The organism is Streptomyces sp. NPDC043878, from assembly GCF_056435735.1.
In genome coordinates this window covers 1-10,849 of record NZ_JBWKDW010000040.1, presented here as the reverse complement: position 1 = coordinate 10,849, position 10,849 = coordinate 1, and the positions used below count along the sequence as shown (strand labels likewise).

Annotated in this window: 6 protein-coding genes; 2 read left to right on the top strand and 4 right to left on the bottom strand. The window is 72.6% G+C overall.

Translation table 11 applies throughout. The annotated features are described in order from the left end of the window. Positions 1-84: 84 nt before the first annotated feature. The 4 genes from ispG to AC07AZ_RS35860 form a co-directional block, all read right to left on the bottom strand. The gene (gene ispG, locus AC07AZ_RS35875; RefSeq protein WP_478854948.1) at positions 85-1,242 is read right to left on the bottom strand and encodes a flavodoxin-dependent (E)-4-hydroxy-3-methylbut-2-enyl-diphosphate synthase; all 1,158 of its coding nucleotides are present in this window, start codon (positions 1,240-1,242) and stop codon (positions 85-87) included. A 168-nt stretch (positions 1,243-1,410) separates the two neighbouring features. After that, positions 1,411-2,703, bottom strand: a complete 1,293-nt coding sequence (locus AC07AZ_RS35870) for a M50 family metallopeptidase (protein WP_478854976.1) — start codon at positions 2,701-2,703, stop codon at positions 1,411-1,413. Between the two features lie 8 nt (positions 2,704-2,711). Further along, on the bottom strand, positions 2,712-3,965 hold the full coding sequence (dxr, locus tag AC07AZ_RS35865) for a 1-deoxy-D-xylulose-5-phosphate reductoisomerase (RefSeq protein ID WP_478854947.1): 1,254 nt from the start codon (positions 3,963-3,965) through the stop codon (positions 2,712-2,714). 433 nt (positions 3,966-4,398) lie between these two features. After that, positions 4,399-6,339 carry an acyl-CoA dehydrogenase family protein gene (locus tag AC07AZ_RS35860; RefSeq protein ID WP_478854946.1) on the bottom strand — a complete coding sequence of 647 codons (1,941 nt, stop codon included), beginning with the start codon at positions 6,337-6,339 and terminating at the stop codon, positions 4,399-4,401. Positions 6,340-7,497: 1,158 nt separating this feature from the next. Here AC07AZ_RS35860 and AC07AZ_RS35855 point away from each other — a divergent pair. Both AC07AZ_RS35855 and AC07AZ_RS35850 read left to right on the top strand, forming a co-directional pair. Continuing rightward, positions 7,498-8,514 (top strand): LacI family DNA-binding transcriptional regulator, encoded by a 1,017-nt coding sequence (locus AC07AZ_RS35855; protein ID WP_478854945.1) that lies wholly within the window; start codon positions 7,498-7,500, stop codon positions 8,512-8,514. A gap of 179 nt (positions 8,515-8,693) precedes the next feature. Continuing rightward, complete coding sequence (locus tag AC07AZ_RS35850; RefSeq protein ID WP_478854944.1) at positions 8,694-10,745, top strand: glycoside hydrolase family 31 protein; 2,052 nt, start codon at positions 8,694-8,696, stop codon at positions 10,743-10,745. The last annotated feature ends 104 nt before the right edge of the window (positions 10,746-10,849 follow it).

The window sequence follows — 10,849 nt, the reverse complement described above, 5'->3', positions numbered from 1 at the left end:
CGCGTTGGGGTCAGGGGGGGGGGGAGGAGGGGGGGGGGGGGTGGTGGGCGCCCCCCCCCCACCCCCCCACCCCCCAAAGGCCCGTCAGCCCTTGACCGAGATCTCCGGCTCACCGGAGGCGACGCCGGCCGCCTCCATCTGTTCGGCCAGCTTCATGGCCTCCTCGATGAGGGTCTCCACGATCTTCGACTCGGGGACGGTCTTGATGACCTCGCCCTTGACGAAGATCTGTCCCTTGCCGTTGCCGGAGGCGACGCCGAGGTCCGCCTCGCGGGCCTCGCCGGGCCCGTTGACGACGCAGCCCATGACGGCGACGCGCAGCGGGACCTCCATGCCGGTCAGACCGGCGGTGACCTCTTCGGCCAGCTTGTACACGTCGACCTGGGCGCGCCCGCAGGACGGGCAGGAGACGATCTCCAGGCCGCGCTGCCTGAGGTTCAGGGACTCCAGGATCTGGTTGCCGACCTTGACCTCCTCCACGGGAGGCGCCGACAGGGAGACGCGGATCGTGTCGCCGATGCCCTGGGAGAGCAGCGCGCCGAAGGCGACAGCCGACTTGATGGTGCCCTGGAAGGCGGGGCCGGCCTCGGTCACCCCGAGGTGCAGCGGGTAGTCGCACTGGGCGGCGAGCTGACGGTACGCCTCGACCATCACGACCGGGTCGTTGTGCTTGACCGAGATCTTGAGGTCCCGGAAGTCGTGCTCCTCGAAGAGGGACGCCTCCCACAGGGCGGACTCGGCGAGCGCCTCGGGCGTCGCCCGGCCGTACTTCTTCAGCAGCCGCTGGTCCAGGGAGCCGGCGTTGACCCCGATGCGGATCGGGGTGCCGTGGTCCTTCGCCGCCCTGGCGATCTCCTTGACCTTGTCGTCGAACTGCTTGATGTTGCCGGGGTTGACGCGCACCGCGGCGCAGCCGGCCTCGATGGCCGCGAAGACGTACTTCGGCTGGAAGTGGATGTCCGCGATGACGGGGATCTGCGACTTGCGGGCGATGGTCGCCAGCGCGTCCGCGTCGTCCTGGGTGGGGCAGGCCACCCGGACGATCTGGCAGCCGGAGGCCGTCAGTTCGGCGATCTGCTGGAGGGTCGCGCCGACGTCGGACGTACGTGTCGTGGTCATCGACTGCACCGACACGGGCGCGTCGCCGCCCACCGCCACGGATCCGACCTGGATCTGCCGGCTCTTGCGGCGCTCGGCGAGCCTGGTCGGAACGGACGGCATGCCGAGAGAAATCGCAGTCATCTGCTGTGCAACCCCAAGTCGTGGATCAAGGTCCGGTCCCGTCAGCAGCGGGCTCCAGACTTCGAGATTACGGCACGGCCCGAGGCCGGAGCACATCCCGCCCGTAAACCCACTCGATGGAAGGCGGCCCGGAAAACGCCGTTCCGGGCCGCCGTGAACACCGGGTGGCTAGGAGATGCGCACCGGGTTGACCACATCCGCGATCAGTACGAGCAGGGTGAAGCAGACGAAGACCCCGGCCACCACGTAGGCCACCGGCATCAGCTTCGCCACGTCGAACGGACCGGGGTCCGGCCGGCGCAGCACCTTCGCCGCGCTGCGGCGCAGCGACTCCCACAGGGCGCCCGCGATGTGTCCGCCGTCGAGCGGGAGCAGCGGGAGCATGTTGAAGAGGAACAGGGAGAGGTTGAAGCCGCCGAGGAGCATGACGAACATGGCGAGCTGCTGCGAGGCCGGGATGTCGAGGGTGGCGATCTCGCCGCCCACCCGGGCCGCGCCGACGATGCCCATCGGGGAGTCGGGCTCGCGCGGGCCGTCGCCGAAGGCCGCGTTCCACAGGGCGGGCACCTTCGACGGCAGTGCCGCGAGGGAGTCGACGGCGTCGCCGACCCGGTCGCCCATCCAGGTCACGGACTGACCGAAGTCCTGCTTGACGACGCCGGTGGCCGAGCTGAAGCCGAGGAAGCCGGCCTCGACGTACTGCCCCTGGACGTACGCCCCGCTGGAGTCCTTCTTGGCGACCCGGTTGGTGGCGATCTTCGCGTGCAGGGTCACCTCCTGGCCCTTGCGGTCGACGACGATCGCCACGTCCTTGCCGGCGCTGACCCGGATCAGGTCGGAGAGCTTGTTCCAGTCGTCGGTGCGCACCCCGCCGAACGCGACGATCCGGTCGTTCCGCTGGAGCCCCGCGGCCGCGGCCGGGGAGGGCTGGTCGGTCTTCCTGCAGGAGTCGCGGTTCTCACTCTGCGCGATGACGCACGGGGAGACGGAGGCGACGCTGGTGGTCTGCTGCTGGATGCCGAAGCCCATCAGGACGGTGAAGAACAGGCCCACCGCGAGAATCAGGTTCATGAAGGGGCCGGCGAACATCACGATGACCCGCTTCCACGGCTTGCGCGTGTAGAAGAGGCGGGTCTCGTCACCCTCCTTGACCTCCTCGAACGCGGCCGAGCGGGCGTCCTCGATCATGCCGCGCCAGGGCGAGGTGGAGCGGGCCTCGAGCCGTCCGTCGGGGCCGGGCGGGAACATGCCGATCATCCGGATGTAGCCGCCGAACGGGACGGCCTTGACCCCGTACTCGGTCTCGCCCTTCTTGCGTGACCAGATGGTCGGGCCGAAGCCGACCATGTACTGCGGTACGCGGATGCCGAAGAGCTTGGCCGTGGACAGGTGCCCCAGCTCGTGCCACGCGATCGAGACCAGCAGGCCGAACGCGAAGACGACTATGCCGAGGAAGAACATCAGGGTCGTCATGCACGGGCCTCCGCCGTCTGTGTCGTCAGTTCCCTTGCCCGGGCGCGTGCCCAGGTCTCCGCGTCGAGGACGTCCGTGACGGTGAGCGGCGTTCCCGTATCCGGGGTGCCGTGCTCCTCCACCACCCTCGTCACGGTCTCCATGATGCCGTTGAACGCCAGCGCGCCGGACCGGAAGGCCTCGACGCACTCCTCGTTGGCCGCATTGAACACCGCGGGAGCCGTGCCCGCGAGCTGTCCGACGTGCCGGGCGAGTCCCACCGACGGGAAGGCGTCGCCGTCGAGGGGGAAGAACTCCCAGGTGGAGGCCGTACTCCAGTCGAAGGCGGGAGCGGCGTCCGGGACGCGCTCCGGCCAGCCGAGACCGATGGCGATCGGCCCCCGCATGTCGGGGGGCGTCGCCTGGGCCAGTGTCGATCCGTCCGTGAACTCAACCATCGAGTGGACATACGACTGCGGGTGCACGACGACCTCAATGCGATCGAAGGGAATGTCGTAGAGGAGGTGCGCCTCGATGACTTCCAGGCCCTTGTTGACGAGGGTCGCGGAGTTGATCGTGATGACCGGGCCCATCGCCCAGGTGGGGTGCGCGAGGGCGTCCTCGACGGTGACGTTCGCCAGTTCCTCCTTCGTACGGCCGCGGAAGGGGCCGCCAGAGGCGGTGACGACGAGTTTGCGGACGTCCGCGCGGGTGCCGGCCGCCAGCGCCTGGAAGAGGGCGGCGTGCTCGGAGTCGACCGGGATGATCTGCCCCGGCTTGGCGAGTGCCTTGACCAGCGGGCCGCCGACGATGAGCGATTCCTTGTTGGCGAGCGCGAGGGTGCGTCCCGCCTCCAGGGCGGCGAGGGTCGGGGCGAGACCGATGGAGCCGGTGATGCCGTTGAGGACGGTGTGGCAGTCGGAGGCGGCCAGCTCGGTGGCCGCGCCGGGTCCGGCCACTATCCCGGGGAGCGGCTCCGTGCCGTACCGCCCGGCGAGCGCCTCGCGCAGTGCCGGTACGGCGTCCTCGCGGGCCACCGCCACGGTCGGCACCCGCAGCCGGTGCGCCTGTTCGGCGAGCAGGGCGACCCGTCCGCCGTTGGCGGAGAGTCCGGTGACCCGGAAGCGGTCCGGGTTGCGCAGGACGAGATCGATGGCCTGGGTGCCGATCGAGCCGGTGGAACCGAGGATCACCACGTCCTTCGGGCCGCCGCCCGCCACGGGATCGTAGACGAGGTGCGGGTCGGCGAGGGGGGCTGGGCTGTCGCTCATCCCCCCATTGTGGCCGCAACGGGCGCCCGGGCGGACAGCACGTCCCTCGGGCGGGTGTCTTGTCTCGTCTCGGCACCGGATGGAATCGAATGCAGCGGAATCCGCCCTTGTGAGGGCGGGGTGAAGGACGGGTGAGGGCTGTGCCCTCCCGGGCTGCCGGGTCGGTGGCCTCGCGGGCGGCCGGGGCGGTGGCCTCGCGGGCGGCCGGGGCGGTGGCCTCGCGGGCGGCCGGACTGTCACCCGGCCGGACGGCGGGGCGGACCGCGGCCGCGCGGGTACGGCGGTGAGGGGCCGCCGGGGCAGACGGCCGCCCGGCCTGACGACCGCCGCGCGCGTCCCGCGGCCAGGGGCCACGGAGTCCGCCGGTCCGCGCGGGTCCGGGCCCCGCGCCGGTGCGGCGCGGGGCCCGGACGGCGGGTGCCGCCGGGCGGGGTCAGCGGATGGGCCGGCGTACGTTCTCCCGTTCGCTGGGCCCCGGGGTCGCGTCGGCGATCCACGGCCCCTCGCCCGAGGGGTCGACGACTCCCTGCTCCAGCCACTCGTAGGTGCCCGCCAGGACGCCCTTGACCACCGTGCGGTCGAGGTCGTCGGTGTTGGTCCACAGCCGGCCGAAGAGCTCCTCGACACGGATGCGGGACTGGCGGCAGAACACGTCGGCCAGCTGGTACGCCTCGCGGCCGTGATCGCCCTGCGCGCGCAGGAGTTCGGCCCGTACGCAGGCCGCGCTCATCGCGAACAGCTCCGCGCCGATGTCCACGACCCGGCCGAGGAAGCCCTGCTTGGTCTCCATCCGGCCCTGCCAGCGGGACATGGCGTAGAAGGTGGAGCGGGCCAGCTTGCGGGCGGTGCGTTCGACGTACCGAAGATGCCCCGACAGGTCCACGCCGTGCCTGAACTCGCCGTAGGAACGCGGGAGCTGACCCGGTCCGGTGACGAGTTTCGGCAGCCACCTGGCGTAGAAGACACCCGCGTTGGCGCCCGCCCTCGCCTTGTCCGACAGGGACTTGTCGGGATCGATGAGGTCACCGGCCACCGACAGGTGGGCGTCGACCGCCTCGCGGGCGATCAGCAGGTGCATGATCTCGGTGGAGCCCTCGAAGATGCGGTTGATCCGCAGGTCGCGCAGGATCTGCTCGGCGGGGACCGCGCGTTCGCCGCGGGCGGCGAGGGAGGCGGCCGTCTCGAAGCCGCGGCCGCCGCGGATCTGGACCAGTTCGTCGGCCATCAGACAGGCCATCTCGGAGCCGTAGAGCTTGGCGAGGGCGGCCTCGATGCGGATGTCGTTGCGGTCCTCGTCGGCCATCTGGCTCGACAGGTCGACCACGGCCTCCAGGGCGAACGTCGTGGCCGCGATGAAGCTGATCTTCGCGCCGACCGCCTCGTGGAAGGCCACCGGCTTGCCCCACTGCTCCCGTGCCGCCGACCACTCGCGCGCGATCTTCAGGCACCACTTGCCGGCGCCCACGCACATCGCGGGCAGCGACAGCCGGCCGGTGTTCAGGGTGGTGAGCGCGATCTTCAGGCCGGCGCCCTCGGGGCCGATCCGGTTCGCGGCGGGGACGCGGACCCGGTGGAAGCGGGTGACGCCGTTCTCCAGGCCGCGCAGGCCCATGAAGGCGTTGCGGTGCTCGACCGTGACGCCCTCGGAGCCGGCCTCCACGACGAACGCGGTGATGCCGCCCTTGTGACCCTCGGACTTCGGGACCCGCGCCATCACGACGAGGAGGTCGGCGACCACGCCGTTGGTCGTCCACAGCTTCACCCCGTCGAGGACGTAGTCGTCCCCGTCCGGGACCGCGCTGGTGGCCAGGCGTGCCGGGTCCGAGCCGACGTCCGGCTCGGTGAGCAGGAACGCCGAGATGTCGGTCCGGGCGCAGCGCGGCAGGAAGCGTTCCTTCTGCTCCTGGGTGCCGAACATCTTCAGCGGCTGCGGTACGCCGATCGACTGATGGGCGGACAGCAGCGCGCCGATCGCCGGGCTGGCCGAGCCGACCAGCGCGAGGGCCTTGTTGTAGTAGACCTGCGTGAGGCCGAGGCCGCCGTACTTGGTGTCGATCTTCATGCCGAGAGCGCCGAGCTCCTTGAGCCCGTCGATCACCTCGTCGGGGATCTGCGCGTCACGTTCGATCCGGGCCGCGTCGATCTTCGTCTCGCAGAACTCGCGCAGCACGGCGAGGAACTCCTCGCCGCGCCGGGCGTCCTGGTCGGCCGGCAGCGGGTGGGGGTGGATGAGGTCCAGGCGGAAGCGCCCGAGGAACAGTTCCTTGGCGAAGCTGGGCTTTCGCCAGTCCTGTTCCCGGGCGGCCTCCGCCACCTGACGGGCCTCACGTTCGGTGACGGCTGGCCTGGAGGAGTGGGTGGGTGGAGCGGACATGAGGCTCACCTCGCCGCGAATCGGGATCTTGGGGCCGTATGGTTACCGACGGGTGCTACCCGATCGTATGTACCTGATCCCGGGCGCCCCCACCACCCCTCGCGCGGCCGCTGCGCCGATGTCGGCCACCCGCGGCCCGGTGCCGGCGGGTCCCGAACCCCTGCGGGACCCGGCACCTGACCCGTCGGAGGGGTTGCGTCCCGGCCCGCCGGGCGGCTTGAGCCGGACGAGTGCCCGACCGGCGACGCGGGCGACCGGCCGCGGGCCGGAGGCGGCGGACGGACGGAAGGGCCCGGCTGCGCGGGCGACCGGCCGCGGGCCGAAGCGGTCGGACGGGCGGGACTACGCTGCGCCGCGAGCAACCGGCCACCGGCCGGGACGGACGGCCGGGAGGGCCGCGGACGGCCGGGACGGACGAGCGACCGCCAGGGCCCGGCGCCGTGAACAACCGGCCACCGGCCGGGACGGACGGCCGGGCCCGGCGACGCAAGCGAACGACCACGCGCCGGGAGGGTCGCGGCGCGGGCGACCGGCTACCGGCCGGGGCGGACGGCCGGGCCCGGCGACGCAGGCGAACGACCACGCGCCGGGAGGGTCGGCGGCGCGGGCGACCGGCCACCGGCCGGGGCGGACAGACAGCCGGCAGGCCCGGCGGCGCGTGCGACCGGCTCCGGGCCGGAGCGGACGGACCGATGGAAGGGCCCGGCGACGGGGCGACCGGCCGCGGGCCGGAGCGGACGGCCGGATGGACCCGGTCCCCGGTGTTGCGCCGGGAGTGCCTCCGGGGGGACGGTTCGGTTGACGCCCTCCCGCGTGCGCGCCCCTCCGCGCCCGCGGCCCGGGTGCCGGCACCCGCCCGCGCCGGCGCTCCCCGCGCCCGCCCCCTCCCGCGGCGGCGCTCCGCGGGGCGCACAGGCCCGGGCCGCGCCTGACCGTGCGGCACCCGACCGCGGCACCCGCCCGGGTGGCCGCCCCCGCCGGGTGAGCCGTCGTACGGGCGGCCGCCCCGCCGGGTGAGTCGCCCTACGGGAAAAGGTTGTCGAAGCGCTTCGACAGCCTATGGACACCCACTCGCGGTGCGGCTACTGTCGAACCACCCCCACCCACCGTGTTCGCACTGCGCACTGTCGAAGCGCTTCACAAAGCTTGGAGAGCTGGATGGTCACCCTCGCCGAGGTCGCCCAGCACGCCGGAGTCTCGGCGAGCACGGTGAGCTATGTCCTCAGCGGCAAGCGGTCCATCTCCGCGACCACCCGGCAGCGGGTCGAGCAGAGCATCCGCCACCTCGGCTACCACCCGAACGCGGGCGCCCGCGCGCTGGCCAGCAGCAAGTCGAACATCATCGCGCTGATGATCCCGCTGCGCACCGACATGTACGTGCCGGTGATGATGGAGATCGCCATCGCGGTGGCCACCACCGCCCGCACCCACGGGTACGACGTGCTGCTGCTCACCGGCGAGGAGGGCCCCGACGCCGTGCGCCGCGTCACCGGGAGCGGGCTCGCCGACGCGATGATCCTGATGGACGTCGAACTGGACGACGAGCGGCTGCCGCTGCTGCGCGGCACCGACCAGCCGTCCGTGCTGATCGGGCTGCCCGCCGACACCAGTGGCCTGACCTGCGTCGACCTCGACTTCCGGGCGACGGGCGCGCTGTGCGTCGAGCATCTGGCGAAGCTCGGCCACCGTGACCTCGCTGTCATCGGCGAGGCCCCCGCGGTCTACGAGCGGCACACCGGCTTCGCCGAGCGCACCCTGGACGGACTCCGTTCCGGCGCGCGGGAGTCGGGGGTGCGGCTGCTGCACCGGCCGTGCGAGGGCGGGTACGGCGCGATGGCCGTCACCCTGAACCGGATTCTCGACGAACGCCCCGGCACGACCGGGTTCGTCCTGCAGAACGAGTCGGCGGTCGAACCGCTGCTCGCCCTGCTGCGCCAGCAGGGCCGCGCCGTCCCCGAGGACGTGTCGGTGGTCGCGATCTGCCCCGACCAGGTCGCCCAGCAGGCGTCGGTGCGGCTGACCTCCGTCGCCATCCCGGCCCAGGAGATGGGCCGCCGCGCGGTCGAGCACCTGGTCGCGAAGCTGGACGGACACGGCAGCGACGACGTCGTGCTGATCGCCCCCGAGCTGACGGTACGGACCAGCACGGGGCCCGCCCCGGCCGCCGTCTCCTGACCCGACGGCCGTCCCCTCGGGCCGAACCGACCGCCGTACGCCGTCCCCCGCTTCCCTGTCCCCTTCCCCTTCCCCTTCGCTTCCGCCTCCAGCGGGCCACCTCCCGCCCCGCTCACGGCACCGCCATGTCCGGCTCCACCCGCACGCCGACCCCCGCACTCCTTCAAAGGAGCACCCACGTGAACCAGCCCGCCGCACCCCAGCCCGGTCACAGCGCGGTCAGCCTCGCGCAGTCGTCACCCACCGTCGGCATCCTGCGTGAGCGGGACGGCGCGCTGGAGTGGAGCGGCCGCCAGGAGACCGTGCGCGTCGAGCCGTGGGGCCCGGACGCCGTCCGGGTCCGGGCCCGGCTCGGCGGCCCGGTGCTCGACGGGCTGCCCGGCGCACTGCTGGAGAAGGCGCCGGCCACCGAGAGCAGGGTCAAAGTCGGCGACGGGGAAGGGCGGTTGACGGTCGGCGCGCTGACCGTCGAGATCGACGCCGAGGGACTGGTCCGGTTCCTGCGCACCGACGACCTCTCCGAACTCCTCGCCGAGCAGCGGGCCCACTTCTGGTGGCCCGGGCCGCGTCTGTACACGCCGGTCGGCGGCGGCCGGCACCGGCTGGAGCAGCGCTTCGCCGCCTACCCGGACGAGAAGCTGTACGGCCTCGGCCAGCACCAGCACGGCCGGCTGGACCAGAAGGGCCTGGTCATCGACCTCGTCCAGCGCAACGCCGAGGTCGGTATCCCGGTCCTCACCTCCAGCCGCGGCTACACCCTGCTGTGGAACAACCCGGCGATCGGCCGCGTCGAACTGGCCGGGAACGGCACCCGCTGGGTGGCGGACTCCGCTCCCCAGATCGACTACTGGATCACCGCGGGCGACCCGGCCCAGGGCCAGCGCCGTTACAGCGCGGCGACGGGCCGCACCCCGATGCTGCCGCGCTGGGCGGCCGGCTTCTGGCAGTGCAAGCTGCGCTACCGCACGCAGGAGGAACTCCTTTCCGTGGCAAGGGAGTACAAGCGCCGGGGGCTGCCGCTGGACGCCGTCGTCTGCGACTTCTTCCACTGGACGCACCTGGGCGAGTGGAAGTTCGACCCGGCCGAGTGGCCGGACCCGGCGGCGATGGTGCGCGAGCTGGAGGAACTCGGCGTCAAGCTGGTGGTGAGCGTGTGGCCGTCGGTGTCCCCGCTGAGCGAGAACCACGAACTCATGGAGCAGCGCGGCTATTTCATCGGCACCCAGTACGGTCCGACGGCGCACGCCGACTGGCCGGACAAGGGGGTCGCCTCGACGGTCCAGGTCGCGTTCTACGACGCCACGAACCCGCAGGCGCGGGACTTCCTGTGGTCGCGGGTGCGGGAGAACTACCTGGAGCCGTACGGCATCACCGCGTTCTGGCTGGACGCCTGCGAGCCGGAGCTGAAACCGGGCTTCTCGGAGAACCTGCGCTACTGGGCGGGCCCCGGCCTGGAGGTCGGCAACATGTACCCGGCGGAGAACGCCCGCACCTTCCACGAGGGGCTGTCCGCCGCCGGCGAGGACGAGGTGATCACCCTCAACCGTTCGGCGTGGGCGGGCAGTCAGCGCTACGGCGCCGCCCTGTGGTCGGGTGACATCGGCACCGACTTCCCGACCCTGCGCCGCCAGATCGCGGCCGGCCTCAACACCTCCCTGTCCGGCATCCCCTGGTGGAACACGGACATCGGGGGCTTCCACGGCGGCGACCCGGACGACCCCGGCTACCGCGAGGTGATGGTCCGCTGGTTCCAGTTCGGCGCCCTGTCCCCGCTGATGCGTCTGCACGGCTTCCGCGACCCGGGCATGGCGCTGGGCCCGGACATGACCGGCGGTCCCAACGAGGTCTGGTCCTACGGCGAGGAGGCCGGCCTGGTCCTGGAGAAGTACCTGCGGCTGCGGGAGCGCCTGAAGCCGTACGTCCTGGACGTGATGCGCGAGGCGCACGAGGAGGGGCTGCCGGTGATGCGGCCGCTGTTCCTGGAGTTCCCCGGGGACCAGGCGGCCTGGTCCGTCGACGACGCGTACCTGTTCGGGCGTGACCTGCTGGTGGCCCCCGTCCTCACCGCGGGCGCGACGGTCCGTGAGGCGTATCTCCCGGCGGGCGCGCGCTGGACGGACGCGTGGACGGGCGAGTCGTACGAGGGCGGCGGGAGCGTCACGGTCGACGCGCCGCTGGACCGCATCCCGCTGTTCCTGCGGGACGGTGCGCGGCTGCCGGTGGCGGAGTAGCCGCACGGACGTGGGGGGGGGGGGGGGGGGGGGGGGGGGGGGGGGGGGGGGGGGGGGGGGGGGGGGGGGGGGGGGGGGGGGGGGGGGGGGGGGGGGGGGGGGGG

What these genes read in the sequence shown, in the direction of transcription:
- ispG (WP_478854948.1), bottom strand. Translation starts at nt 1,242, where the DNA reads ATGACTGCGATTTCTCTCGGCATGCCGTCCGTTCCGACCAGGCTCGCC.
- AC07AZ_RS35860 (WP_478854946.1), bottom strand. Translation starts at nt 6,339, where the DNA reads ATGTCCGCTCCACCCACCCACTCCTCCAGGCCAGCCGTCACCGAACGT.
- AC07AZ_RS35870 (WP_478854976.1), bottom strand. Translation starts at nt 2,703, where the DNA reads ATGTTCTTCCTCGGCATAGTCGTCTTCGCGTTCGGCCTGCTGGTCTCG.
- dxr (WP_478854947.1), bottom strand. Translation starts at nt 3,965, where the DNA reads ATGAGCGACAGCCCAGCCCCCCTCGCCGACCCGCACCTCGTCTACGAT.
- AC07AZ_RS35855 (WP_478854945.1), top strand. Translation starts at nt 7,498, where the DNA reads ATGGTCACCCTCGCCGAGGTCGCCCAGCACGCCGGAGTCTCGGCGAGC.